Genomic DNA, 26,376 nt, shown 5'->3' on the forward strand with positions numbered 1-26,376 from the left:
ACATTATGTGCGGGGTGTTGGCGCCCCCCGGGGGGGCGCGGGGCGGGGGCCGGGGGGGGCGCGGGCCCCCCCGGCCCCCCCCCCCCCCCCCCCGGGGGGGGGCCCCCCCCCCCCCCCCCCCCCCCCCCCCGCTCCCAGTTGGCGTGGGCTCAGGCCCGACGGGCCGTCAGACCTCCACCACCACAGGCAGGATCATCGGCCGGCGCCGGTAGGTGTCCGAGACCCACTTGCCCAGCGTGCGGCGCACGAGCTGCTGGAGCTGGTGGGGCTCGACCACGCCGTCCTGCGCGGAGCGTTCGAGCACTTCCGTGATCCTGGGCGCGACATCGCTGAAGGCGGAGTCCTCGATGCCCGAGCCGCGGGCCTGGATGTGCGGGCCGCCGGTGATCTTCCCGGTGGACGAGTCGATGACCACGAAGACCGAGATGATGCCCTCGTCGCCGAGGATCCTGCGGTCCTTGAGGGCCGGCTCGCCCACGTCACCGACCGAGAGGCCGTCGACGTAGACGTAGCCCGCCTGGACCTTGCCGGAGATCTTGGCCTTGCCCTCGACGAGGTCGACGGCGACGCCGTCCTCGGCGATGACGATGCGGTCGTGCGGGACACCCGTCAGGGCCCCCAGCTCGGCGTTGGCACGCAGGTGACGCCATTCGCCGTGCACCGGCATCAGGTTCCTGGGCCGGCAGATGTTGTAGAAGTACAGCAGCTCGCCCGCGGAGGCATGGCCGGAGACGTGGACCTTGGCGTTGCCCTTGTGGACCACGTGGGCGCCCCAGCGGGTGAGGCCGTTGATCACGCGGTAGACCGCGTTCTCGTTGCCGGGGATCAGGGACGACGCCAGGATCACCGTGTCGCCCTGGACGATGCGGATCTGGTGGTCGCGGTTGGCCATGCGGGACAGGGCCGCCATCGGTTCGCCCTGGGAGCCCGTGCAGACCAGGACCACCTCGCTGTCCGGGAGGTCGTCGAGCGTCTTGACGTCCACGACCAGGCCCGGCGGGACCTTCAGATAGCCCAGGTCCCGGGCGATGCCCATGTTGCGGACCATGGAGCGGCCGACGAAGGCCACGCGGCGGCCGTACTCGTGCGCCGCGTCCAGGATCTGCTGGATGCGGTGCACGTGGCTCGCGAAGCTCGCGACGATGATGCGCTTGCTGGCTCCGGCGAACACCTGACGCAGGACGTTGGAGATCTCCCGCTCGGGCGGGACGAACCCGGGCACCTCGGCGTTCGTCGAGTCCGAGAGGAGGAGGTCGATGCCCTCCTCGCTCAGACGCGCGAACGCGTGGAGGTCCGTGAGGCGGCTGTCCAGCGGGAGCTGGTCCATCTTGAAGTCGCCGGTGTGCACCACCATGCCCGCAGGAGTGCGGATGGCCACGGCCAGCGCGTCCGGGATGGAGTGGTTGACCGCGATGAACTCGCAGTCGAAGGGGCCGATGCGCTCGCGGTGTCCCTCCGCCACCTCGAGGGTGTACGGGCGGATGCGGTGCTCCTGGAGCTTGGCCTCGATGAGGGCGAGGGTCAGCTTGGAGCCGATCAGCGGGATGTCCGGCTTCTCGCGCAGGAGGAAGGGGACGCCACCGATGTGGTCCTCGTGCCCGTGCGTGAGCACGATGCCCTCGATGTCGTCGAGGCGGTCCCTGATGGACGAGAAGTCCGGCAGGATCAGGTCGATTCCGGGCTGCTCCTCCTCGGGGAAGAGCACTCCGCAGTCGACGATCAGCAGACGGCCGCCGAATTCGAACACGGTCATGTTCCGGCCGATTTCGCCGAGGCCGCCGAGCGGGGTGACACGCAGGCCGCCCTCGGGGAGCGGCGGGGGCGTGCGGAGTTCGGGATGCGGATGACTCAAAAGACTCTCCTCACCACACACGCCACGTACCGGTGGGGCACGTGGCGCGCGTGACGTTCGTGCATGAGCAGTTGTGTGTGTGGTGGTGCGAGCGCGTGGCCCGCTTATTCAGTTGTGAAGCATTTGCGCGGGGGCCCGCGCGAAGTCTGATGTCAGAGCTGTACCCCGCCGGCGGCAAGATCGATCTTGAGTTGCTCGATCTCCTCGGGCGCGCACTCGACCATGGGGGCGCGCAGGGGCCCGCCCGGCAGTCCCTGAAGGGCGAGCGCCGCCTTGGTCGTCATCACGCCCTGGGTGCGGAACATGCCCGTGTAGACGGCGAGCAGCTTCTGGTGGATCTCGGTGGCCTTCTGGACGTCGCCGGAGGTGTACGCCTCGACCAGGGCGCGCAGCTCAGGGGTGACGACGTGGCCGACGACCGAGACGAAGCCGACCGCGCCGACCGAGAGCAGGGGCAGGTTGAGCATGTCGTCGCCGGAGTACCAGGCGAGGCCGGAGCGGGCGATGGCCCAGCTGGCGCGGCCCAGGTCGCCCTTGGCGTCCTTGTTGGCGACGATCCGCGGGTGCTCGGCGAGGCGGACGAGCGTCTCGGTGTTGATCGGGACGCCGCTGCGGCCGGGGATGTCGTAGAGCATCACCGGGAGGCCGGTGGTGTCGGCGATCGCGGTGAAGTGCCGGTAGAGGCCTTCCTGCGGAGGCTTGTTGTAGTACGGGGTCACCACGAGCAGGCCGTGTGCGCCGGTGCGCTCGGCCGCACGGGCGAGTTCGATGCTGTGGTGTGTGTCGTTGGTGCCGACTCCGGCCACCACGTGGGCTCGGTCTCCGACCGCCTCCAGGACCGCCCGTACGAGATCCGCTTTCTCCGCGTCGCTGGTGGTCGGGGACTCGCCCGTGGTGCCGTTGATGACCAGGCCGTCGTTGCCTGCGTCCACCAGGTGGGTGGCGAGCCGCTGCGCGCCGTCGAGGTCGAGTGCGCCGTCCGCCGTGAAGGGCGTGACCATGGCGGTGAGGACCCGCCCGAAGGGGGTCTGCGGAGTCGAGGTCGGAGCCATGGGTTACACGCTACTCGTTGCTCAGGACCGGGTCTGCCCGCGGGGCGGGCGACAAGTCGTGACAAAGGTGGAGCCCGGCACTGCCTGCTCGGGGGTTCAAGCAGTGCCGGACCCGTTTGATCAGGCTAGATGAACTTCTCCAAATGCCGCAATACGGACACTTCGCGCGGCTGAACCGCACATCTGTACCTGACCGGGGACTCGGGGCGCGTTACGGCGCCACACGTCCGTTCGCGTTGAAGGCGGCGTAGGTGAGCGGCATGAGCCGGGACCACTCGGCCTCCATCTTCTCGCCGACCATCTCGATCTCGCGCTGCGGGAAGGACGGCACCTTGGCCAGCTCGTGCTGGGTGCGCAGCCCGAGGAAGTGCATCAGCGAGCGGGCGTTGCAGGTGGCGTACATCGAGGAGTAAAGGCCCACCGGGAGGACCGCACGGGCGACCTCGCGGGCGACACCGGCGGCGAGCATCTCCTGGTAGGCCTCGTACGCCTGGCGGTACGAGTCCTCCATGACACGGCCGACCAGCTCCTGCTGGGCCTGGGTGCCCTCGACGAAGACGTACTTGCCGGGGCGGCCCTCCTGGACCAGCTTGCGGGACTCGTCGGGGACGTAGAAGACGGGCTGGAGCTCGCGGTAGCGGCCGCTCTCCTCGTTGTACGACCAGCCGACGCGGTGCCGCATGAACTCGCGGAAGACGAAGATCGGGGCGCTGATGAGGAAGGTCATGGAGTTGTGCTCGAAGGGGCTGCCGTGCCGGTCCCGCATCAGGTAGTTGATCAGGCCCTTGGAACGCTCGGGGTCCTTCTTCAGCTCGTCCAGGGACTGCTCGCCCAGGGTCGAGACGCGGGCGGCGAAGAGGACGTCCGCGTCGGACGCGGTGTGCTTGACCAGCTCGACGGTGACGTCGCTGCGGTAGCTGGGCTTGAGGTCGTCGGCGGGGGTGTCGGTCACGGTTGGCAGGGCCTTCCCATCTCGTCGTGTGGCGACGCCACTCTACGGCCCGCCGAAATCAGCGCGATCGGTGGCGTGCCGCAATGAAGTCGGTGAAACAGGGCACCTCTGAGGGAGTTCGTTCGTCTCTACAGACGACATCCGTTCCACCCCCAGAAGGAGAAGCACCCCTGATGTTCGGTCGGCGTGAACCCGTACCGTTTGCCTTCGTAGCCGAGGCCGACAGGTTCCGCAGCAATGTCACTCCCCCACCGCGCGAGCGGTCGTCCGTCGGTCAGATGGCCGGCCGTTGGCTGCTGGGGCTCACCATCGTGGCGGGGCTCGTGGGGTCCCTGGTCATCGGGACGCCCGCGCTGACGCCCGCCAAGACCGCTGATCAGCCTCAGCAGTCGCAGGCGTCCGAGAAGCGCTGAACCGCACCCCACCGGCGGTGACTCCATCCGGCCCCCCGCCGGTGGTGACCGGGGACACAGATCGGTAGCCTCACCGGGCACAGCCCACGCATGGATCGAGTGAGGACCAGCCGTGCCCCTGCCCTTCCTGACGGCCGACCGCGTTTTCGAGGCGGCGGACGACGTTCCGTTGCCCTACGACGACCGTGACCGCTGGCGGCGTCCGTACCGGCCCGGGCCGTGGCGAGTCGGAACTGCGGCGCTCGCGCTGTTGCTCGCCTCGTTCGTGCTGTTCGCGGCGGTCATCATCGCCGTGACGGCCCAACTGACGTCGGCCGCGGTGGTGTTCGCCCTCGCGCTGCTCGTCATCGCCGCGGCGCTGCGGCTGCTGCGCGTGGGCGTGTGGGTCAGTGCGCGCGGGCTGCGGCACGTGGGTTTCCTCACGACGCGTACGGCGTCCTGGGAGCAGGTCGCCTCCGTGCGTACGGTGCAGCAGCCGGTGCGCTGGCTGGGACTGCCGCGGACCGTGCAGGGGCAGGCGCTGCTGCTCGGACGCCAGGGCCGGGACACCGGCCCTTCGCCGCTGCTGACCACGCACGACGCGGACTTCCTCGGCCGCACGGAGGCCTTCGACCGGGCGGCGGACTCGGTCGAGGCGTGGGCCGAGGAGTACGGCCCGCGCTGACGTCCTCGATCTCATGCCGGCGGGGCCGGACCGTGCGAACGGTCCGGCCCCGCCGGCATGAGTGGGGGCTGGTTCAGGCGGCTTCGGGCTGCTTGCCGTCGTGCAGGGCGATCGCGCGCTGCATCGCCTTGCGGGCGCGCGGGGTGTCGCGGGCGTCGTGATAGGCGACGGCCAGGCGGAACCAGGTGCGCCAGTCGTCGGGAGCGTCCTCCGTCTCGGCCTTGCGCTTGGCGAAGACCTCGTCGGCCGAGTCCCGGTCGATGCGCCCGCTGGGGGTGCGCCGCAGTTCGTCGACGGGCAGGCCGCCCTCGGCGTCGAGTTCGGCGGCGAGTTGGCCGGCCTTGCGGGCGAACTGGGTGTTCTTCCACAGGAACCACAGGCCGATGACCGGCAGGATCAGCACGGCGACACCGAAGGTGACGGTGAGGGCCGTGCCGGCTTCGATGAGCAGGACGCCGCGGCTGCCGACCAGGACGAAGTAGACGACCAGGACGGCGGCGGTGAGGGCGTAGGTGAGCTTCGCGCGCATGACGGTCAGGGGCTCAGTTCAGGTCCAGGAAGTGTTCCAGGCCGAAGGTCAGGCCCGGGGTGCTCACCACGCGGCGGGCGCCGAGCAGGATGCCCGGCATGAAGCTGCTGTGGTGGAGCGAGTCGTGCCGGACCGTGAGGGTCTCGCCCTCGGCGCCGAGCAGGACCTCCTGGTGGGCCAGCAGACCGCGCAGCCGGACGGCGTGGACCGGGACGCCGTCGACGTCGGCGCCGCGGGCACCGTCGAGGGCGGTGGCCGTGGCGTCGGGGGCCGGGGCGGTGCCGGCGGTGCGGCGGGCCTCGGCGATGAGCTGGGCGGTGCGCGTGGCGGTGCCGGAGGGGGCGTCCACCTTGTTCGGGTGGTGCAGCTCGACGACCTCGACGGACTCGAAGTAGGGGGCGGCGAGCTGCGCGAACTTCATCGTGAGGACGGCCCCGATGGAGAAGTTCGGCGCGATGAGCACGCCCGTCTCCGGGGAGGCGGACAGCCAGCCGTTCAGCTGCGCGAGGCGCTCGTCGGTCCAGCCGGTGGTGCCGACGACCGCGTGGATGCCATGACCGACGCAGAACTCGAGGTTGGCCATGACCGAGTCGGGCGTGGTCAGTTCGACCGCGACCTGGGCACCGGAGTCGGTCAGCGTCTCCAGCTTGTCGCCCCGGCCGAGGGCGGCGACCAGTTCCATGTCCTCGGCGGCTTCGACGGCTCGTACGGCTTCCGAGCCGATCCGGCCCTTGGCGCCGAGGACCGCCACGCGCAGCTTGCTCATCTCTTGTGCTTCCTTCACCAGGGGGTGGTCAGGCGACGGCGTCGTGCAGACGGGCCGCCTGTTTGTCCTTCAGCGGGCCGATGACCGACAGGGAGGGCCGCCGTCCCAGGATCTCGCGGGCCACCTCGCGGACGTCGTCGGGGGTGACCGACGTTATCCGGGACAGCATGTCGTCGACGGACATCTGCTCGCCCCAGCACAGCTCGCTCTTGCCGATACGGTTCATCAGCGCGCCGGTGTCCTCCAGGCCGAGGACCGTGGACCCCTGGAGCTGGCCGATCGCACGCCCTATCTCGTCGTCCGAGAGGCCGTGCTCGGCGACCTGGTCGAGCTCGTCGCGGCAGATCTTCAGCACGTCGTGCACCTGCGACGGGCGGCAGCCGGCGTACACGCCGAACAGGCCGCAGTCGGCGAAGCCCGAGGTGTACGAGTACACGCTGTAGGCCAGGCCGCGCTTCTCGCGTACCTCCTGGAAGAGCCGGGAGGACATGCCGCCGCCGAGGGCGGTGTTCAGCACGCCCAGGGCCCAGCGACGCTCGTCCGTGCGGGACAGGCCCGGCATGCCGAGCACGACATGTGCCTGCTCGGTCTTGCGGTCGATCAGCTCGAGGCGGCCCGCGGTGCGCAGGGCACGCTTGCCGCCGCGCGGGGCGACGGGGTCGGCGGCGAGGTCCTTGAAGGCGCCGGCCTTCTCGAAGGCGGCACGGACCTGCCGTACGACCTTGTTGTGGTCGATGTTGCCGGCGCAGGCGACGACCAGGTGGGTCGGGTCGTAGTGCTTCTTGTAGAAGCGGCGGATGCGGTCGGCGGTGAGGGCGTTGACCGTGTCGACCGTGCCGAGGACCGGGCGGCCGAGGGGGTTGTCACCGAACATCGTGTGCGCGAACAGGTCGTGCACGCAGTCGCCCGGGTCGTCCTCGGTCATGGCGATCTCTTCGAGGATCGCGCCCCGCTCGACGTTCACGTCCTCCTCGAGGATGAGGGAACCCGTCAGCATGTCGCAGACGACGTCGATGGCGAGCGGCAGGTCGGCGTCGAGCACGCGTGCGTAGTAGCACGTGTACTCCTTCGCCGTGAACGCGTTCATCTCGCCGCCGACCGCGTCGATGGCGGAGGAGATGTCCAGGGCGGACCTGCGGTTCGTGCCCTTGAAGAGCAGGTGCTCCAGGTAATGGGTGGCGCCGTTCAGGGCCGGGGTCTCGTCGCGGGACCCGACGTGTGCCCAGATGCCGAAGGTCGCGGAGCGGACCGAGGGCAGGGTTTCGGTGACGATGCGCAGGCCGCCCGGGAGGGTGGTCTTGCGAACCGTGCCGATGCCGTTCTCGCCCTTGATGAGGGTTTGGGTACGGGCGACGGCCCGCGCCTCCGAGGAGGTGCGGGCCGTCGCCTGGGAGCGCTGGGACGTCACTGGTCGGCGTCGTCCTTCTTCTCGTCAGAGCCTTCCTCGCCCTCGATCACGGGGATCAGGGAGAGCTTGCCGCGGGAGTCGATCTCGGCGATCTCGACCTGGACCTTCGCGCCCACGCCGAGGACGTCCTCGACGTTCTCCACGCGCTTGCCGCCGGCGAGCTTGCGGATCTGCGAGATGTGCAGCAGACCGTCCTTGCCCGGGAGCAGCGACACGAACGCACCGAAGGTGGTCGTCTTCACGACCGTGCCCAGGTAGCGCTCGCCGACCTCCGGCATGGTCGGGTTGGCGATGCCGTTGATCGTGGTGCGGGCGGCCTCGGCGGACGGTCCGTCGACCGCGCCGATGTAGATCGTGCCGTCGTCCTCGATCGTGATGTCGGCGCCGGTGTCCTCCTGGATCTGGTTGATCATCTTGCCCTTGGGGCCGATGACCTCGCCGATCTTGTCCACGGGGATCTTGACGGTGATGATCCGCGGGGCGTTCGGGGACATCTCGTCCGGCGTGTCGATCGCTTCCATCATCACGTCGAGGATGTGGAGGCGGGCGTCACGGGCCTGCTTGAGAGCGGCGGCCAGGACGGAGGCGGGGATGCCGTCCAGCTTGGTGTCGAGCTGGAGGGCGGTGACGAACTCCTTGGTGCCGGCGACCTTGAAGTCCATGTCGCCGAAGGCGTCCTCCGCACCGAGGATGTCGGTGAGGGTGACGTAGTGCGTCTCGCCCTCGATCTCCTGGGAGATCAGGCCCATGGCGATACCGGCGACGGGGGCCTTCAGCGGCACACCGGCGTTCAGCAGCGACATGGTGGAGGCGCAGACCGAGCCCATGGACGTCGAGCCGTTGGAGCTCAGCGCCTCGGAGACCTGGCGGATCGCGTAGGGGAACTCCTCGCGCGTCGGCAGGACCGGCACCAGGGCGCGCTCGGCGAGGGCGCCGTGGCCGATCTCGCGGCGCTTCGGGGAGCCGACGCGGCCGGTCTCGCCGGTGGAGTACGGCGGGAAGTTGTAGTTGTGCATGTAGCGCTTGCGGGTCACCGGGGAGAGGGTGTCCAGCTGCTGCTCCATGCGGAGCATGTTGAGGGTGGTGACGCCCAGGATCTGGGTCTCGCCACGCTCGAACACCGCGGAGCCGTGCACGCGCGGGATGGCCTCGACCTCGGCGGCGAGCGTACGGATGTCCGTCACGCCGCGGCCGTCGATGCGCTTCTTCTCCTTGATCACGCGCTCGCGGACCAGCTGCTTGGTGAGCGAGCGGTACGCGGCGGAGATCTCCTTCTCGCGGCCCTCGAACTCCGGGAGGAGCTTCTCGGCGGCCAGAGACTTGACGCGGTCCAGCTCGGCCTCGCGCTCCTGCTTGCCGGCGATGGTGAGCGCCTGGGCGAGCTCGGGCTTGACGGCCGCGGTGAGCGCCTCCAGGACGTCGTCCTGGTAGTCGAGGAAGATCGGGAACTCACCGGTGGGCTTGGCGGCCTTCGCGGCGAGGTCGGCCTGGGCCTTGCAGAGCACCTTGATGAAGGGCTTCGCGGCGTCCAGACCGGCGGCGACGACCTCTTCGGTCGGCGCCTCGGCACCGCCCTTGACCAACTGGATGGTCTTCTCGGTGGCCTCGGCCTCGACCATCATGATCGCGACGTCGCCGTCCTCCAGGGTGCGGCCCGCGACGACCATGTCGAAGACGGCGTCCTCGAGCTCGGTGTGCGTCGGGAAGGCCACCCACTGGCCGTTGATCAGCGCGACGCGGACGCCGCCGATCGGGCCGGAGAAGGGCAGGCCGGCCAGCTGCGTGGACGCGGACGCGGCGTTGATCGCCACGACGTCGTACAGGTGGTCGGGGTTGAGCGCCATGATCGTGGCGACGACCTGGATCTCGTTGCGCAGGCCCTTCTTGAAGGAGGGGCGCAGCGGGCGGTCGATCAGGCGGCAGGTGAGGATCGCGTCCTCGGAGGGGCGGCCCTCACGGCGGAAGAAGCTGCCGGGGATCTTGCCGGCGGCGTACATCCGCTCCTCGACGTCCACCGTGAGGGGGAAGAAGTCGAGCTGGTCCTTGGGGTTCTTGGAAGCGGTGGTGGCCGACAGCACCATGGTGTCGTCGTCCAGGTACGCCACGGCGGAGCCGGCGGCCTGCTTGGCCAGGCGGCCCGTCTCGAAGCGGATGGTGCGGGTGCCGAAGGCGCCATTGTCGATGACGGCCTCGGCGTAGTGGGTCTCGTTCTCCACTAGTGTTTTCTCCTCGTCCTCGTCTCCCGGCCCGTGTGGCGGGGAGACGGTTGCGGAGAAGCGCTCCGGGCTGTGCGGGCCGGTCTTCGATCGAAGCACCCGGGCTCGCTTCCCCCGGGGGCCACTACCGAGGACCGGCGGCGGCTAGGTGCGCCTCTCCTCTTCTTGTCGTGCTGTGTCGTTCGTCTTGCGTTGTGCTACCACACTACAAAGCAGTGGTGACACTCCGCACGTACAGCAAAGGGAGCGGTCCCCTTTCCTTCGGGAACCGCTCCCCTCACGGCGTCTTACTTGGCGCCCGCCGCACCACGGCGGATGCCGAGGCGGTCGACCAGCGCACGGAAGCGCTGGATGTCCTTCTTCGCCAGGTACTGGAGAAGGCGGCGACGCTGACCCACCAGGATCAGCAGGCCACGGCGGGAGTGGTGGTCGTGCTTGTGGGTCTTGAGGTGCTCGGTCAGGTCCGAGATGCGGCGCGAGAGCATGGCGACCTGGACCTCGGGGGAGCCGGTGTCGCCCTCCTTCTGGCCGAACTCGGTGATGATCTGCTTCTTCGTAGCGGCGTCGAGCGGCACGCGTACTCCTCGTAGTCTGTGATGGCCACCGAGTGCCCCCGGTCTGTGTCTCGGGGGAGCTTCCATGACTCGGAAGGCGGGGATCCGCTGGGCGCGGCCTCCAGAGCGGTGAGCTCCGGGGGTGCGTACACAAACGGCCGTCGTCCAGGGTATCAGGCGGTCGGGGTCCTCTTTGCCCTGGTCCTTCGAACCTCCGGCCGGAGGGGAGGAGGCCACTAGGGTGAGCAGATTCGGATCGTTCGTACGTCGGGAAGGGGTCGCTGCGGCATGGCGGAGACGGCTGAGGAGATCAAGGCACGCAAGGAGCGGGAGCGGGACGAGCTCTACGCCCTCGACATCTCCGGTGTCGAGTGGCACAGCGCGCCGGGAACCGAGGGCCACGAGGAGCGGGTCGAGATCGCGTACCTGCCCGAGGGGGCCGTGGCGATGCGCTCGTCACTCGACCCGGAGACGGTGCTGCGGTACACGGAGGCGGAGTGGCGGGCGTTCGTGCTGGGGGCGCGGGACGGGGAGTTCGATCTTGAGCCGGGGGCGCGCGGCGGGGGGCCCGAAGCCGGGCGGTAAGCGCCGCGGTGGACGACGAGGGGTGAGCCGGTGAACGGCCGCCCCTCTTCGCATGCCTCGTGCTTCGCATGCCTCGTGCTTCGCATGCCTCGTGCTTCGCATGTCTCGTGCGCCTCAGGGCGACTGCTTCCTCATGGCCTCAAGACGGCGGCGCTGCAAGGCGGTTCGCGATTCTTCACGCTTATCGTCCAGTTTGTTCACCAAAGTGCGTGCCGTATACGTCACTTACGGGCACCTTCTGGGCAGGTTGTGACGCGACGGACAGCTGCTCGGGGGTGGACGGGCCTGCCGGGGCGGGGCTTGTGGTGATTAGGCTGGGACGGGGCGCGCCGTCGGAACCGTGGCAGGTGTCGGCGTCCCAGGGGGAAGGCGGGGGAGCCTGTGGAGCGGACGACCTCGGACGACCTCGATTCGCCTCAAGCGACTACGCACGACGTCGGACGACAAGCAAGGGTCGCCCCAGCACGCCATGAGGGTGCTCGACCACACCAGGAGGAACACTGTGAGCAGCGATCGGGACGGGATCCGCGGGGGCTGGGCGACACCCGGCGATGACCAGCCCGACGCGGAGTCCGCGGCAGAGGTGACGGGCGAGTTCACCATCGACTACGCGCCGCCCGCCTGGTACACGCAGAACGCCTCGGGGAGCTCGAGTGCGGGGCAGGGGGCAGGGGCGTCCGAGGACTCCAGTGCTTCGGGGGCACCCTCGGGTCCGGGGTCGCCGGGCGCTTCCGGCGTGCCCGGAGGTCCCGGGGTGCACGGGGCTTCCGGTGCGGCCGGCGGCGCGGGAGCTCCGGGGGCTGCTGGGGTGCCCGGTGGTTCCGGGATGCCGAAGGGGCCGGTGCCGCCGCTGCCCGGGCTCACCCCGCCTCCGCATGCCAACCCTTCCGGTGGTCCTTCGTCCCTTCCGACGTCCCTGCCGGGGCAGGCCTCCGCCCCGGCTGCGGCGCCCGGGGCGCCCTTCACCCCTCCCGCGCCGGCGCCGGCTCCGGGCGCTCCGTTCACGCCTCCCGCGCCCGCGCCCGGTGCGCCCTTCACGCCACCGACGCCGCCCGCACCCCCTTCCCAGAGCCCCTCCGCCGTGCCCAGGCTTCCGATGGGCAGCGGCTTCGAGCCGCAGGGGGCGCAGCCGGCGGCTCAGCCGCCGGGGCAGAGCGAGGCACCCGCGGGGAGCCCGGCCTCTCCCACGGCCGTGCCGAACATCCCCATGAGCGGGTACCAGGCGCAGTGGACCCCGCCGGCTCCGCCACAGGCCCCGGCCGTTCCCGAAGCTCCGGCGACTCCCCCTGCCGCTCCTCCTGCCGCCCCTGAGGCCCCGACCGCTCCCGACGCTTCGGCCGGTCCGGTTGCCGACGACGCCGGAGAGCCGGGCGCCGGTGACCTCGAGAGTGGCGCCACCATGCGCTTCTCCGCCGTGGCCCTGCAGCGGGAGATCGAGGAGCGTGCCGCGGCGCAGGCGGTTTCCACGCCCGACACCGCCGACGCCCCCGACGCCCCCGACGCCCCCGGGGTGCCGGGCGCCGAAGGCGAAGGCGAAGGCGACGGTGACACCGAGAGCGAGGACGCCGACGGGGCCGCCAGCGGTACCCGTACCGATGACGCGGAGGACGACGGCTCCGGCGCGGAGGCCGACGACACCTCCGACGTGGTCTCGGAGTACGCGCTGGACGCGGACGCGTTCACCGACGTGCCGCCGGCCGAGGAGTCCGAGTCGGCGGACACGCGGCCGGAAGCCGAGGACGTGGCATCCGGCCTCCCCGAGCCGCAGGTCGAGGCGCCCGAGGACACCCCGTCCGAAGAAGCCGATGTCCAGGACTCCGCGCCCGACGACGCCGGGGCGCAGGACGCCGGATCCGAGGACGCCGAGCCTGAGGACGCCCAGCCCGGGGACGCCCAGCCCGAGGCTGAGGAGTTTGTGGACGCCGTACCGGCCGAAGCTGAGCACCGGCATGAGGACGCCGGTGCGGCTGCTGCCGAGCCCGTCGACTCGCAGGTTTCCGGCGCTCCTCTCGCGGATGCCGAGCCTGTGAGCGCCGAGCCCGCCGACGCGGTGCCTTCCGACGCGGTGCCTTCCGACGCGGTGCCTTCCGACGCGGTGCCTTCCGACGCCGAGCCCGTTGACAGCGTTCCCCAGGACAGCGTTCCCGAGGATGCCGCCGGGCCGGGTGCGGGCGACGCCCAGCCGGCCTGGGCTCCCCCGGCCCCCCAGGGTGTGCCGCCGCTGCCGCCGTCGTACCAGCCGGCCGCCCCGGCGCCCGCGAGCCACTGGCCCGCACAGCCGCAGCAGCAGCCCCAGCCGCAGGCCCAGCCCGCGGCTCCGAACGTGCCCGCGCAGCCGACGGCGGCGCAGGGGCAGCCGCCGGTGCCGCCGCAGCCGTCTGAGCCGGCCCAGCAGCCGCCGTTCCAGCCGCAGGCTCCGCAGCCCGCGCCTGCCGCGTGGAACCAGCCGCCCGCCCAGCCCGCACCGCAGCCCGGTTACGGCTTCCCGCACCCGGGAGCCCAGCCCCCGGCCGGGCCGAACGCCCAGGGCGGCTACGGCTTCCCCCACCCCGGCGCCCCTGCACAGGCGGCACAACACCCGGCGCCGGTCCAGCAGCCGGACGGCCCGCCCCTGCCTCCCACGCAGGGCGGCTACGGCTTCCCGCAGCAGGGCGCCCAGGCCCCGGCAGCACAGCAGCAGCCCCCGGCCCAGCAGCCCGCCGCACCCACGCCGACCCCGCAGGACGGCTACGGCTTCCCGCAGCCGGGCACGCTCCACGCCCAGGGCGGTTACGGCTTCCCCCAGCCGCCCGGCCAGCAGCCCCAGCCCCAGCCCGCCGTACCCCCGCAGGCCCAACCGCATGCCCAGCCGCAGCCCGGGGCCCAGCCTCCGCACGCCGGGCCGCACGAGCAGCAGCCGGGTCAGCCGGTCCATCCGGGTCAGCCCGGGCAGCCGCACCCCGGGCAGCTCCCGCAGCCGGTGGACCCGCGCACCGGTGCCGCCTGGCCGCAGCCGATGCAGCACGACCAGCGGCAGCCCACCAACCCGGGGGCCGCGCCGCTCGGGTACACCGCTGCCGTGGAGCTGTCGTCCGACCGGCTGCTCAACAGCAAGAAGCAGAAGGCGAAGAGCAGCCGTCCGGCGGCCGGTGGTGGTCGGTTCAAGATCGGCGGGAAGAAGGAGGAGGCCGAGCGGCAGCGGAAGCTGGACCTGATCCGCACGCCCGTGCTGTCCTGCTACCGGATCGCCGTGATCAGCCTCAAGGGCGGTGTCGGCAAGACGACCACGACCACCGCGCTCGGCTCCACGCTCGCCACCGAGCGGCAGGACAAGATCCTCGCGATCGACGCCAACCCGGACGCGGGCACCCTCGGGCGCCGGGTACGGCGGGAGACCGGGGCCACCATCCGTGACCTCGTCCAGGCGATCCCGTACCTCAACTCGTACATGGACATCCGGCGGTTCACCTCGCAGGCCCCCTCGGGTCTGGAGATCATCGCCAACGACGTCGACCCGGCCGTGTCCACGACCTTCAACGACGAGGACTACCGGCGCGCGATCGACGTGCTGGGCAAGCAGTACCCGGTGATCCTCACCGACTCCGGTACCGGCCTGCTCTACAGCGCCATGCGCGGTGTGCTGGACCTGGCCGACCAGCTCATCATCATCTCGACGCCGTCCGTGGACGGTGCGAGCAGTGCCAGCACGACCCTGGACTGGCTGTCGGCGCACGGGTACGCCGACCTCGTCTCGCGGTCCATCACCGTCATCTCCGGAGTGCGCGAGACCGGCAAGATGATCAAGGTCGAGGACATCGTGACGCACTTCGAGACGCGCTGCCGCGGTGTCATCGTCGTGCCGTTCGACGAGCATCTCGCCGCGGGCGCCGAGGTCGACCTCGACATGATGCGGCCGAAGGTGCGGGAGGCGTACTTCAACCTCGCGGCGATGGTCGCCGAGGACTTCACCCGCCATCAGCAGGCGCACGGCCTGTGGACCTCCGACGGCAATCCGCCGCCGGTCGCGGCCCCGCCGATGCCCGGCCATGCCATGCCCGGCCAGCCCTATGCCCAGCCGGGCCAGGCTCCGTACCCCGGGCAGCAGCAGCCGGCCCCCGGGCAGCCGGGCCCGTACCCGCAGCAGCCGCAGCCCGGCCAGCCGTACGCCCAGCCCGGGCAGCCGTATCCGCAGCCCGGTCAGCCCTACGCCCAGCCGGGCCAGCCCCCGGCCCAGCCCGGGCAGCCGTACCCGCAGGCCGCTGGCCAGTCGCCCTACCCGCAGCCCGGCCAGCCGGGACAGCCGGGACAGCAGCCCGGGCAACCGGCGGCCCACCCCGGGCAGCCGTACCCCCAGCCCGGTCAGCCCCCGGCCGCTCCCCCGCAGCCTGGCTACGGCTACCCGCAGCCGGGTCAGCCCGGCCACCCGGCCCAGCCCGACGGGCAGACTCCGCCGCCCCCGCCCCCGCCCCCGACGCAGTAATCGCCTCACCCGATCGGCCCCTTTCGAGGAGCCGATCCCCGACAGGCCCGCGCCGTTCCGACTCGGCGCGGGCCTCGGCGCGTTCAGGGGTGAATTCCGTTGCCAGGCCCTGGCCAGGGGCGCGTCAGTGGTCTCGACCAATGGGTGCGAAAAGCTCGCCAATTCGTTATTTCCGCAGGCCACAAGGGGTGAACACGCCGTTGACGGGTGGAGACGGCCGCTGGTACACACACATCACGCATCTGACAGCTGATCAACCCGTCCTTCCCGTCCGAGCGATGACGCGAGGTCCGACCATGGGCACGAACGATCAGAAACGCAGCCTCCCGCACGGCCTCCGGCTCGCCGCCCTGGCCGGGGCGGCCGCGCTCACCCTCACCGCCGGTCTCGCGACCCCGCTCGACCCGGCGCCCCAGCGGGCCCGGGCGGCCGACGACGGCAAGAAGGTGCTGACCGTCGCGGTGGCGCAGAGCGTGGACTCGCTCAGCCCGTTCCTCGCGGTCCGGCTGCTCAGCACGAGCATTCACCGGCTCACGTACGAGTACCTGACCAACTACGACCCCAAGGACAACCACGCCATCGCGGGCCTGGCCACCAAGTGGGAGCCGTCGCCGGACAAGCTGACCTGGACCTACACGATCCGCGACAACTCCACGTGGTCGGACGGGCGGCAGGCCACCGCCGAGGACGCGGCCTGGACGTTCAACAAGATGATGACCGACACGGGCGCGGCCACGGCGAACGGCAGCTACGTCGGGAACTTCCGCAAGGTGACCGCCCCGAGCCCCACCAAGCTGGTCATCGAGCTGAAGAAGCCGCAGGCCACGATGGCCGCTCTGGACGTGCCGATCGTGCCGAAGCACGTCTGGGAGAAGGTCTCGGACTTCTCCGAGTTCAACAACGACAAGAGCTTCCCCGTGGTGGGGAACGGGCCGTTCGTGCTGAGCGGCTACAAGGCCGACAGCTATGTCCGGCTCAAGGCCAACAAGAGCTTCTGGCGCGGATCGCCGAAGTTCGACGAGCTGGTCTTCCGCTACTACAAGGACCAGGACGCGGCCGTGTCGGCGCTGCGCAAGGGCGAGGTGTCCTTCGTCGCCGGGTCCCCGTCCCTGACGCCCGCTCAGGCGGAGTCCTTGGAGGGCGCGGACGACATCCAGGTCAACGACGCCCCCGGCCGCCGCTTCTACGCCCTCGCCACCAACCCGGGCGCGAAGGCGAAGAACGGTGAGAAGTTCGGCGACGGCCACCCGTCCCTGCTCGACCAGCGGGTGCGCAACGCCCTGTTCCGGGCCGTGGACCGCGAGGCCATCATCGACAAGGTGTTCCGGGGCCACGCCGTCGAGGGCGAGGGCTACATCCCGCCGCGCTTCCGGGACTACTTCTGGAAGCCCTCCGCGAGCCGGAAGCTGGCGTACGACCCGGCCGAGGCCGCCCGGCTGCTCGACCGGGCGGGGTACAAGAAGAACGGCGACGGCAAGCGCGTCGGCAAGGACGGCAAGCCGATCACCTATCGCGTGCTGTGCCACGCCACCGACCCGAACGACAAGGCGGTCGGCAAGTACCTCCAGGAGTGGTGGGGCGAGCTCGGCATCGGCGTCCGGCTCAACTGCCTGGACAACGTGACGGACCCCTGGCTGGCCGGCAAGTACGACCTGGCGTTCGACGGCTGGTCGGTCAACCCCGACCCGGACTTCGTGCTGTCCATCCACACCTGCGGGGCGCTTCCGGCGACCCCGAAGGACACGGGCGCGACGGACAACTTCATCTGCGACAAGAAGTACGACGAGCTCTACGCCCGGCAGCTCACCGAGTACGACCCCGCCAAACGGGCGGACATCGTCAAGCAGATGGAGTCGCGGCTGTACGACCTCGGGTACATGAACGTCATGGCGTATCCGAACGCGGTCGAGGCCTTCCGGACGGACCAGATCAAGTCGATCACGACCATGCCGGCGAAGGCGGGCAACATCTACGGCCAGGACGGCTACTGGAGCTGGTGGTCGGCGGTCCCCGCGGACTCCGGCGGCTCCTCCGACAACGCGTCGTCGACGGGGGTCGTGGTCGGGATCGCCGCGGGTGTCGTGGTCCTGGCCGGGCTCGGTGTCTTCGCGGCGATGCGGCGGCGGGCCACCGCCGAGGAACGCGAGTAGGGCGGCGAGCGGGTACTCATGACCGCTGACGCGACCCCCGCGCTGGTCGAGGACAAGCAGCAGACGACCGCAGGGCCGCGGGTACGCAAGGGCTCCGCGTACCCGCGGTACCTGGCGGGCAAGGTGGCCGGTGCCGCCGTGTCGCTGCTGGCCGTGCTCGTGACCAGCTTCTTCCTCTTCCGGCTGATTCCCGGCGACCCGGTGAAGACCATGACGGGCGGCCGTCAGGTGTCGGCGGAGCAGCTGGCCGCCTACCGCGAGGAGTTCGGGCTCGACCTGCCGTTGTGGCGGCAGTTCACCGACTACTGCGGCAAGGCCCTCACGGGCGACTTCGGCACGTCGTACCAGTTCCGCGCCCCCGTCGTCGACAAGATCACCGAGGCGCTGCCGAACACCCTGCTGCTCACCGGGACCGCGTTCGTCCTCTACACGGCGCTGGGCATCCTCCTCGGCACCCGGTCGGCCTGGCGGCACGGCAAGCTCGGCGACCGCGTCAACACGGGCCTCGCTCTGACGCTGTACTCCATCCCGTCCTTCTGGCTGGGACTGCTGCTGATCATCGTGCTGTCGGTGGGCATCGGCCCGCTGCCCGGCATGTTCCCGACCGGCGGCATGGAGTCGGGCGGCGAGGAGGGCTTCGCGTACGTCCTCGACGTGGCGCACCATCTGGAGCTGCCGGTGGTGACGCTGGTGGCCGTGGAGTACGGGCAGACGCTGCTGGTCACGCGGTCGGCGCTGCTGGACGAGATGGGCAGCGACTATCTGACGACCGCGCGGGCCAAGGGGCTGCGCGACGACCTCGTGCGCCGCCGGCACGCCGTGCCGAACGCGCTGCTGCCGACCGTGACGCTGATCTTCATCAACCTCGGCCGGACGGTGGCGGGCGTGATCCTCGTGGAGACGGTGTTCTCCTGGCCCGGCCTCGGCGGGCTGTTCTACCAGGCGCTGAGTGTGCCCGATCTGCCGCTCGTGCAGGGCCTGTTCTTCGTGTTCGCCGCCGCGGTGATCCTGATGAACACCCTCGCCGACCTGGTCTATCCACTGCTGGACCCCCGGGTGGCCCGATGACGACGACCGAGACGGCCCCGAGCCCGCGCGCCCTCGCCCGGCAGCGGCGCCGGGCGTCCGTCGCCCGCTTCTGGCGGCAGTACCGCTCCCAGCGGGCCGGGCTGTACGGCCTGACCGCGCTGTCGCTGTGCGCGCTGCTGGCGTTGTTCGCGCCGCTGTTCGTGGGCTCCGACGTGAGCAGCGTGACCACCGCGCCGGGGCGTCCGATGCAGAGCCCGAGCGCCGAGTTCCCGCTCGGCACCGACCAGTTCGGGCGGGACCTGCTGGGCCTGGTGATCTGGGGCTCGCGGGTGTCGCTGCTGGTCGGGCTGCTCGCCGCCGTGCTGTCGGTGGCGATCGGCACCCTGATCGGGGTGACGGCGGGGCACTTCAAGGGCTGGTACGCGACGGTGATGATGCGGATCACCGACTGGTTCCTGGTCATGCCGACCCTGGTGCTGGCCATCGCCCTCGCGACCGTGATGTCCCGCTCGCTGACCACGACCGTCGTCGCGATCGGCGTGACCACCTGGCCGACCACGGCCCGGCTGGTGCGCGCCCAGACCCTCGCCGTGGAGACCCGGCCGTACATCGAGCGGGCGAGGGCGCTCGGCGGCGGCCACCGGCACATCATGTCCCGGCACGTCCTGCCCAACGTGATGCCGCTGGTGCTGGCCCAGACGACGCTGATCATCTCCTCGGCCATCCTCGCCGAGGCGACCCTCGCCTTCCTCGGCCTGGGCGACCCGACGGTCGTGTCGTGGGGCGGGCTGCTCCAGGACGCGCGCGAGGCGGGCGCGGTCAGTGCCGGGGACTGGTGGTACCTGGTGCCGCCGGGCATCGCCATCGCCGTGGTGGCGCTGGCGTTCACGCTGTGCGGGCGGGCCGTGGAGTCCGTCCTCAACCCCAGGCTGGGGGTGTCGCGTTGAGTCTGCTCGACGTCAGGAACCTGACCGTGACGTACGCGGGCGGGGCGGCCGCCGTGCGCGGGGTGGACCTGCGCCTGGAGGCGGGCCACAAGCTCGGCCTCGCCGGTGAGTCCGGCTGCGGCAAGTCCACGCTGGCGCTGGCCCTGCTGCGGCTGCTGCCGGCGGGCGCCCGGGTCACCGGGGAGGTGCTCCTCGACGGTGAGGACGTGCTGACCATGAAGTGGGGCCGGGTCCGGGCGGTCCGCTGGGCCGGGGCCTCCATCGTCTTCCAGGGCGCGATGCACTCCCTGAACGCCGTGCACCGCATCGGCGACCAGATCGCCGAGCCGATCCTGCTGCACAGGAAGGCCACCGCCGCCGGGGCGAAGCGGAAGACCGGCGAACTGCTGGAGCAGGTCGGCCTGCCGGCGGCCCGCGCGGACGCCTACCCGCACGAGCTGTCCGGCGGACAGCGCCAGCGCGTCATGATCGCCATGGCGCTGGCCTGCGACCCCCGGCTGGTCATCGCCGACGAGCCGACCACCGCCCTGGACGTGATGATCCAGGCCCAGATCCTCCGGCTCATCGAGCAGCTGGTCGCGGACCAGGACCTCGGCCTCATCATGATCAGCCACGACCTGGCGGTCCTCGCCGACACCTGCGACCGGCTCGCGGTGATGTACGCGGGCCGGGTGGTCGAGGAGGGCCCGGCCGCCCAGGTGTACGAGGACGCCCGGCACCCGTACGCCAAGGCCCTCTCCGCCGCGTTCCCGCGCATCGGCGACCCGGCGTCCCGGTTCGCGCCGCAGGGGCTGGCGGGCGACCCACCGGACCCGGCGGCGCTGCCGTCCGGCTGCACCTTCCATCCCCGGTGCCCGGTGGCGCTGGAGTCCTGCGCCGAGGAGGATCCGGCGCTGCGCGCGGCGGGACCGGAGCGGCGGGCGGCGTGCGTGCTGGTCGGCCCGCCGGGCGCGGCGGCCGTCGAGGAGCGGGCGGCGACGCAATGCGAGTCCCGTGAGGCGGTCCCGGATCCGGAGGCCCGTGGTGAGCGGCCGGCCGAGGAGCCGGAAGCCCTGGAGGAAGCGAGGCCCAGCACGCCATGACCATCTCCCCCACGGCCCCCGAGGTCACCACGGCCCCGCTGCTGAGCGTCCAGGGTCTGCACGTCACCTTCCCCGGCCGGCACGGCGGCCCCCGGGCGCGCGCGGTGGACGGCGTCGACCTCGACATCCGCCCCGGCGAGATCGTCGCGCTGGTCGGCGAGTCCGGCTGCGGCAAGACGACCCTGGCCCGCAGTCTGCTGGGGCTGGTCGAGCCGACGGCGGGCCGGGTCACCTTCGACGGACGCCCGCTCGACTACTCCGGCCGGTCCCTCAAGGCCTACCGCAAACGCGTCCAGTTGGTCCTCCAGGACCCGAGCGGCTCCCTCAACCCCCGCCACACGGTGTACGACGCGGTCGCCGAGGGCCTGCGCATCCACGGCTACGGCGGCGACGAGCGCACTGCGGTCGCCGAGGCCCTGTCCCGGGCCGGTCTGCGTCCCCCGGAGCGCTTCTTCCTGCGCTACCCGCACGAACTGTCCGGCGGGCAGCGCCAGCGTGTCGTCATCGCCGGCGCGCTCGTCCTGGAACCCGAACTCCTCGTCGCGGACGAACCGGTGGCGTCCCTCGACGCCTCGGTACGCGGCGAGATCCTCGCGCTGCTGCTACGGCTGCGCGCCGAACTGGGCCTGTCCGCGCTGGTCGTCACGCACGACCTGGGTCTCGCGTGGAACATCGCCGACCGGGTCGCCGTGATGTACCTGGGCCGGATCGTGGAGACGGGCGCGGTCGAGCAGGTCCTCACGGCCCCCCGGCACCCGTACACCCAGGCCCTGTTGTCCGTCCTCCCCGAGGCCCCGGGCACCCCGGTGGTCCTCACGGGCGAGCCCCCGGACCCCTCCCGCGTCCCGTCGGGCTGCCGCTTCCACGCCCGCTGCCAGGTCCTCGCGAGCGGCGAGGCGGAACGGGCGGGTGTGGCGGACGCCTGCCGGAGCCAGGACCTGGAGATCCTGTGCGGGGGCGGTGAATCGCAGGTTGCTTGCCATTGGGCGGTTCTGCCGCGCCCCTAGGGGCGCGGGGAACCGCGCGACAAGCCACAACTCACCCGCGGCCGGCCCACAAGGAGACTAGGCAGCCCCCTCGGCCGCCACCAACTCCCTGCACTTCTCGACGTCCTGCCCCATCTGAACCAGCAGCGCGTCCAGCGTGTCGAACTTCGCCTGCCCCCGCACGAACGCCAAGAAGTCGACCGCGACATGCAACCCGTACAGGTCGAGCCCCACCCGGTCGATGGCGTACGCCTCCACCGTGCGCTCGGTCCCCTCGAACTGCGGGTTCGTCCCCACGGAGATCGCGGCCGGCATCACTTCGCCCTGGGCGTGCAGCCAGCCGGCGTACACACCGTCGGCCGGGACGGCCGTGTGCGGCAGGGTCTCGACATTGGCCGTGGGGAAGCCCAGTTCGCGCCCGCGCTGCGCGCCCCGGACGACGACACCCTCGACCCGGTGCGGACGTCCCAGGATCTCCGCCGCGCCCTGGAGGTCGCCCTCGGCGACCAGCCGTCGCGTCAGCGTGGAGGAGAACGGCTCGCCGCCGCCCGCCTCACCGGTCACGAACAGGTCGACGACCTCGACCTCGAAGTCGTAAATCTTGCCCTGCGTGGACAGGAACTCCACGTTCCCGGCGGCCTTGTGGCCGAAGCGGAAGTTGGGGCCCTCGACGACCGCCTTGGCGTGCAGCTTGTCGACCAGGACCTTGACGACGAAGTCGGCCGGGGACAGCTTCGAGAACTCGGTGGTGAAGGGGAGGATGAGCACCGCGTCCACGCCCAGGCCGGCCATGAGTTCGGCGCGGCGGTGGTGCGGGGCGAGCAGCGGCGGGTGGCTGCCGGGGCGGACCACCTCGCTGGGGTGCGGGTCGAAGGTGACGACGACGGCGGGCACGCCCAGTTCCCGGGCGCGGTCCACCGCATGCCGGATGATCAGCTGGTGTCCGCGGTGGACTCCGTCGTAGGAGCCGATGGTGACGACGCTGCGCCCCCAGTCCTGGGGGATGTCCTCCAAGCCACGCCAGCGCTGCACTGTGCCTGCTCCTTGTCGAAAGCTCGTCGAACCCGTGTCCGGTCGTTGTCCGTGGTTGCCTCGTGCGCAGGTCTAAGGGTGCCATGCCGGGTGCCTCCCGCCCGCATCGGCATGGGGGCTGTGACAGGGCGCACGGCACCGTACCGCGGCCCGGTGCCCGGGAGGCCGGTCACGCGGGGACGCCGGCGCCCGCCAGGTTCTCGATCATCCGGCGGGAGCTGGGCCCGACCAGTGCCGCCCACTGCTCGGGCGCGTCGGCCAGCCAGCCGGCCGCACGGGCGGCGAAGCCGGGCACGTGCCGGCCCAGGTCCACCAGGGCGCGGTCGAAGCGGGCGGCGCCCTCGGGGGTGCGCACGAGGAGCCGTCCGACGCGGTGGACGAGCTCGCGCAGGTCGTCGCCGCCGTTGCGGGCGGCGGCGTGCAGCAGCGCGTCGAGGACGTCGGTGTCGTGCTCCCTGGCCAGAAGGGCGTCGCGCAGTTCGCGGCGCAGCGGACGCGAGGCGGGGATGCCGGGCGGCGACAGGACGGCGGCGAGGGCGCAGCGCAGGCGCACATCACCGTCCTCCAGCAGGCCGGTGACCAGCGGCACGAGCACGGGCCGGGCGGCGGAGCCGCGGTCCAGCCGCTGGTCCGCGTACGCGGCCACCTGCCCGGCGAGTTCCGGCTGCTGCCGTGCCGCCCGGCACACCAGTGCGGCGATCCGCCGGGCCAGGCCGGGCGGGGTGGCGTCGGCGAGTGCCCGCAGCGCCTCCTCCGCGTCCGGCCGCTCCAGCCGGACGGCGAAGGCCCCGAGAACCGGCTCGGGGTCGGTCGGGAGAGCCCCGGCCAGCGCGTCCGGTGAGAACTGCGGGTCGCCCGCCGCGAAGTGCTCCAGCGCCCTCGGGAGGTAGCGCGCCCGGGTGTGGGGGTCCTGGACGAGGAGGGCGAGCGCGCCACCGTGCAGGGCGCGGTCGGCGGGGCGGGCGAGCAGGGTGAGGGCCGCGTAGCGCAGGAGGGCGCGGTCGTCTCCCGCGCTCACGTGCGGCACGACGCTCAGTCCGTGCGCCACCGCGGCGCCCCTGCGCTGCGGCCGCTCGTCGCGCGCCCACCGGTCGACGGCCCGGCACACCGCCGACGGCTCCTCCTCGGCCAGCACGGCGAGGAGTTCGTCGGCCCGCCGGTGCGCGCGGTCGACGAGCACGTCCGTCAGTTCGTCCAGGGCACCGTGGCGGTGGGTGTACAGCAGCGCCTGTGCGGCGGTGGCCACGGTCGCGTGCGGGGTGGCGGGCAGCGGCTGCTCGTCGTCGAACCAGCGGGCGAGCTGCGGTTGCACGGTGGTGGGGTCGGTGACGAGGAGTCCGGCGGCGGCGTCCAGGAAGCGGGGCCCGGCCTCGCAGGGCGGCCCGTCGGCGTGCACCAGCCGCCGCAGCAGCGCACAGCGCGCCTCCTCGGGCAGCCGCACGCCGGTCCAGAAAGCGGGCCCGAGCTCCCGCGGCACGGGCCGCTCCTGTCGCCGCCAGGCCACGATCCGGTCGGCGAGCAGCCGCAGCACCTCGGCGTACGGCGTCGCGTCGGGCAGGGCCGGGAGCGTCCCGGCGAGCAGCCGGGCGGCCCACCAGGAGCGTGGATCGGCGTCCAGGGCGTGCACCAGGTCGGCCAGGCGGGAGGCCAGCTCACCGGCGCCGCTTTGGCGGGCGAGGTACAGCAGGGCCTGGACGACCGGCCCGATGCGGTGGTGCGGAACCGGGTCCGGCCGGTCGTCCTCACCGCGGTGGACGAGGACGTGCAGGGCATCGTCGAGGTCGAGGTGCGTGCCCTGGAGCCAGTCGGCGAGCCCCTCGTGCGCGAAGCGGTAGCCGGGCCCCGCGGGCACGAGCAGACCCTCGGCGAGTACGGCCGACGCCCAGCCGGGGCAGCCGCCGAGCCGCGCCGGGGCGGGCCCCCACGGGAACACCGCCTCGAACGCCTCCCGGTCCAGGTCCCCCGGGCCCGGGCCGAGGCTGCGCCGGGCGGCTTCGTGCACCTGCCCGGCCACCTTGGCGGCCAGCCGGCGTACGGCGCTGCCGCGCAGGCCGTTGGCGGCGGCCAGCCGCCTGGCGATGCGCAGGGCCATCAGGTCCAGGTAGGCGGAGAAGACGTCGTCCCGGTCGACGGGGGCCGTGAGGGCGACCGGAGGGTCGGCGGCGTCGCCGAGCTCGTCCCGGATCTCGGCGAGCAGACGGAGGGTGAGGGGGTGCCGGGCGTCGGCGCCGACGAGGGCGCCCTCGGCGATGCCGTGCCGCAGCCGGGCCTCGCGGGCCTCGTCCTCGGTGAGGTCGCCGAGTCGTACGCACGGGGGTCGGCGCAGCGGCATCTCCTCCCAGTACTCCGGGCGGCACGCCACCACCAGCCGCACTCCCGTCTCCCGCAGCCAGCGCACGGTTGCGTCCGCCCAGTCGGCCAGGCGGCGGGCGACCGCCGGTGGCATCTCCTCGGGGCCGTCCAGGAGGAGCAGCAGGGGCCGATCGAGGGAACCGGCGAGGCGGGCCAGGCGCTCGGGCGTGGTGTCCCCCAGGCCGGCCGGGGAGGGCAGAGAGGGCGGGAGCGTCCGGGCGGCGGCGACGACGGGAGCGGCCCGGGTGAGCGCGCGGCGTACGGCGTCCGCCACCGATGTGTCGTCGTCCCGCAGTTCGCAGCCGCGCAGCCACAGGGTGGGATGCCCGGCGCGGCCACGGCGCGCGGCAAGCGCCGCGAGTTGCGTCGTACGACCGCTGCCGGGCGCCCCGACGAGACCGAGGACCGCTGTCCGGCCTGCCGCGAAGGCGTCCAACTCGGCCGCGGTCTCGGCCCGTTCGACCGGTTCCGGTACCCCGGCCCCGCCGGGCGGACCGTCCAGCCCCACCGAGGTGCCGGTCAGCTCCAGCACCCCGGCCAGGTTGAGATCGGGCCCGTAGGCGGGGACCGTCGCCGCGTTCTCGGCGAGCAGTTCGGCGAGCGGGCCCCCCGCTCCGGGGACCCGGGAGTGCAGCGGTACGGCGAATCCGACGTCGCGGTGGCCGGAGCTGAGCGCGGTGCCGAGGACGGCGACGACGGCGCCCGTCTCGGCGTCGAGCACGGGTCCGCCGGCCGCTCCGCCGCCCGGCCGCAGCGCGTCCCGCCCCGCCGTGCCCACCGCCAGCTCCAGCGCGTCGAGGCGGTGGGAGCGGTCCGTGGCCGTGTACGTCACGGCGGCCGGGCCCAGTACCCGGGCCTCGCGCCAGCCGCCGGCGGCGATCCGCACATAGGCGCCGGTCCCGACGCCGTCCCGCACGGTGACGGGCAGGGGCGGCACGCCGAGGCCCTCGGTCCGCACGAGGGCCAGGTCCAGCGCGGGCAGCGGGACGACCGCGTCGGCGGTCACGACCCGGCGGCGGTCCCCGGCCCCGTGCAGCACGAGCCGGGGCAGCCCGTCGACGGCCTCGTGGCTGGTGATCAGCGTGCCGTGGTGGTCGGCCAGGAAGCCGGTGCCGCGGGGGCGGCCGGCCGGATCGTGGATACGGACGAGGGCGTCCTCGGGGATCGCCCTGTCCTCGTGCCCCGCTGTTCCGGGGCGATCCTGGGAGCCTTGTGGGCTGTCGTCCGCCTCCCGGGACCGGTTCCGCGACGCCATTCGTCGAGCCTCCCCGCCGTACACCCGTGCCCTCGTGTTCGACGGTAGGGGCGGGATGATCAGCGGGACAGGCTGCTCTGCGAAAGCGCCCCC

Annotated in this window: 19 protein-coding genes; 9 read left to right on the top strand and 10 right to left on the bottom strand. The window is 72.2% G+C overall.

Features of this window, described 5'->3' with window-relative positions:
* Nucleotides 1-166: 166 nt before the first annotated feature.
* The 3 genes from ACFY9E_RS30005 to thyX form a co-directional block, all read right to left on the bottom strand.
* On the bottom strand, nt 167-1,852 hold the full coding sequence (locus ACFY9E_RS30005; protein WP_390989198.1) for an RNase J family beta-CASP ribonuclease: 1,686 nt from the start codon (nt 1,850-1,852) through the stop codon (nt 167-169).
* A 152-nt stretch (nt 1,853-2,004) separates the two neighbouring features.
* Nucleotides 2,005-2,904: a 4-hydroxy-tetrahydrodipicolinate synthase gene (dapA, locus tag ACFY9E_RS30010; RefSeq protein ID WP_390989199.1), complete on the bottom strand. Its 900-nt coding sequence runs from the start codon at nt 2,902-2,904 to the stop codon at nt 2,005-2,007.
* A 211-nt stretch (nt 2,905-3,115) separates the two neighbouring features.
* Nucleotides 3,116-3,856, bottom strand: coding sequence for an FAD-dependent thymidylate synthase (thyX, locus tag ACFY9E_RS30015; RefSeq protein ID WP_033313015.1), 741 nt, complete (start codon nt 3,854-3,856; stop codon nt 3,116-3,118).
* 173 nt (nt 3,857-4,029) lie between these two features.
* Between thyX and ACFY9E_RS30020 the strand changes: the two genes are divergently transcribed.
* On the top strand, nt 4,030-4,269 hold the full coding sequence (locus tag ACFY9E_RS30020) for a hypothetical protein (RefSeq protein ID WP_390989201.1): 240 nt from the start codon (nt 4,030-4,032) through the stop codon (nt 4,267-4,269).
* 112 nt (nt 4,270-4,381) lie between these two features.
* Nucleotides 4,382-4,933, top strand: coding sequence for a hypothetical protein (locus ACFY9E_RS30025; protein WP_390989203.1), 552 nt, complete (start codon nt 4,382-4,384; stop codon nt 4,931-4,933).
* Between the two features lie 73 nt (nt 4,934-5,006).
* Here the strand turns inward: ACFY9E_RS30025 and ACFY9E_RS30030 are convergent, their stop codons facing one another.
* From ACFY9E_RS30030 to rpsO, 5 genes are all read right to left on the bottom strand, one after another.
* The gene (locus ACFY9E_RS30030) at nt 5,007-5,462 is read right to left on the bottom strand and encodes a hypothetical protein (RefSeq protein WP_390989205.1); all 456 of its coding nucleotides are present in this window, start codon (nt 5,460-5,462) and stop codon (nt 5,007-5,009) included.
* Between the two features lie 13 nt (nt 5,463-5,475).
* Nucleotides 5,476-6,228 (bottom strand): 4-hydroxy-tetrahydrodipicolinate reductase, encoded by a 753-nt coding sequence (gene dapB / locus ACFY9E_RS30035; protein ID WP_390989207.1) that lies wholly within the window; start codon nt 6,226-6,228, stop codon nt 5,476-5,478.
* A 28-nt stretch (nt 6,229-6,256) separates the two neighbouring features.
* Nucleotides 6,257-7,636 (bottom strand): insulinase family protein, encoded by a 1,380-nt coding sequence (locus tag ACFY9E_RS30040; protein WP_390989209.1) that lies wholly within the window; start codon nt 7,634-7,636, stop codon nt 6,257-6,259.
* Nucleotides 7,633-9,852 (bottom strand): polyribonucleotide nucleotidyltransferase, encoded by a 2,220-nt coding sequence (locus ACFY9E_RS30045; protein ID WP_390989211.1) that lies wholly within the window; start codon nt 9,850-9,852, stop codon nt 7,633-7,635. Before ACFY9E_RS30045 ends, ACFY9E_RS30040 begins: the two co-directional genes overlap by 4 nt.
* A 287-nt stretch (nt 9,853-10,139) precedes the next feature.
* Complete coding sequence (gene rpsO, locus ACFY9E_RS30050) at nt 10,140-10,427, bottom strand: 30S ribosomal protein S15 (RefSeq protein ID WP_003993372.1); 288 nt, start codon at nt 10,425-10,427, stop codon at nt 10,140-10,142.
* A gap of 267 nt (nt 10,428-10,694) precedes the next feature.
* On the opposite strand from rpsO, the gene ACFY9E_RS30055 reads away from it, so the two are divergent.
* The 7 genes from ACFY9E_RS30055 (at nt 10,695) to ACFY9E_RS30085 (ending at nt 21,665) form a co-directional block, all read left to right on the top strand.
* On the top strand, nt 10,695-10,991 hold the full coding sequence (locus tag ACFY9E_RS30055; protein ID WP_390989213.1) for a DUF397 domain-containing protein: 297 nt from the start codon (nt 10,695-10,697) through the stop codon (nt 10,989-10,991).
* A gap of 469 nt (nt 10,992-11,460) precedes the next feature.
* Nucleotides 11,461-15,450 (top strand): SCO5717 family growth-regulating ATPase, encoded by a 3,990-nt coding sequence (locus tag ACFY9E_RS30060; RefSeq protein ID WP_390989215.1) that lies wholly within the window; start codon nt 11,461-11,463, stop codon nt 15,448-15,450.
* A gap of 296 nt (nt 15,451-15,746) precedes the next feature.
* Nucleotides 15,747-17,600, top strand: coding sequence for an ABC transporter substrate-binding protein (locus ACFY9E_RS30065; protein WP_390989216.1), 1,854 nt, complete (start codon nt 15,747-15,749; stop codon nt 17,598-17,600).
* Nucleotides 17,601-17,618: 18 nt separating this feature from the next.
* Nucleotides 17,619-18,668, top strand: a complete 1,050-nt coding sequence (locus ACFY9E_RS30070; RefSeq protein ID WP_390989217.1) for an ABC transporter permease subunit — start codon at nt 17,619-17,621, stop codon at nt 18,666-18,668.
* Nucleotides 18,665-19,576 carry an ABC transporter permease subunit gene (locus ACFY9E_RS30075; protein ID WP_390989219.1) on the top strand — a complete coding sequence of 304 codons (912 nt, stop codon included), beginning with the start codon at nt 18,665-18,667 and terminating at the stop codon, nt 19,574-19,576. The genes ACFY9E_RS30070 and ACFY9E_RS30075 overlap by 4 nt, the downstream gene beginning before the upstream one ends.
* A complete protein-coding gene (locus ACFY9E_RS30080; protein WP_390989221.1) occupies nt 19,573-20,658 on the top strand; it encodes an oligopeptide/dipeptide ABC transporter ATP-binding protein in 1,086 nt (361 codons plus the stop codon). The genes ACFY9E_RS30075 and ACFY9E_RS30080 overlap by 4 nt, the downstream gene beginning before the upstream one ends.
* Nucleotides 20,655-21,665, top strand: a complete 1,011-nt coding sequence (locus tag ACFY9E_RS30085; RefSeq protein ID WP_390989223.1) for an oligopeptide/dipeptide ABC transporter ATP-binding protein — start codon at nt 20,655-20,657, stop codon at nt 21,663-21,665. The genes ACFY9E_RS30080 and ACFY9E_RS30085 overlap by 4 nt, the downstream gene beginning before the upstream one ends.
* 57 nt (nt 21,666-21,722) lie before the next feature.
* On the opposite strand, the gene ACFY9E_RS30090 is transcribed toward ACFY9E_RS30085, so the two are convergent.
* Together ACFY9E_RS30090 and ACFY9E_RS30095 are read right to left on the bottom strand one after the other, a co-directional pair.
* Complete coding sequence (locus ACFY9E_RS30090; protein WP_390989225.1) at nt 21,723-22,676, bottom strand: bifunctional riboflavin kinase/FAD synthetase; 954 nt, start codon at nt 22,674-22,676, stop codon at nt 21,723-21,725.
* 169 nt (nt 22,677-22,845) lie between these two features.
* Entirely contained in the window at nt 22,846-26,283 is a 3,438-nt protein-coding gene (locus ACFY9E_RS30095) for a trypsin-like peptidase domain-containing protein (RefSeq protein ID WP_390989227.1), read from the bottom strand.
* Nucleotides 26,284-26,376 lie beyond the last annotated feature (93 nt).

Source organism: Streptomyces sp. NPDC012466 (genome assembly GCF_042955215.1).
In the GTDB taxonomy this organism is placed as follows: domain Bacteria; phylum Actinomycetota; class Actinomycetes; order Streptomycetales; family Streptomycetaceae; genus Streptomyces.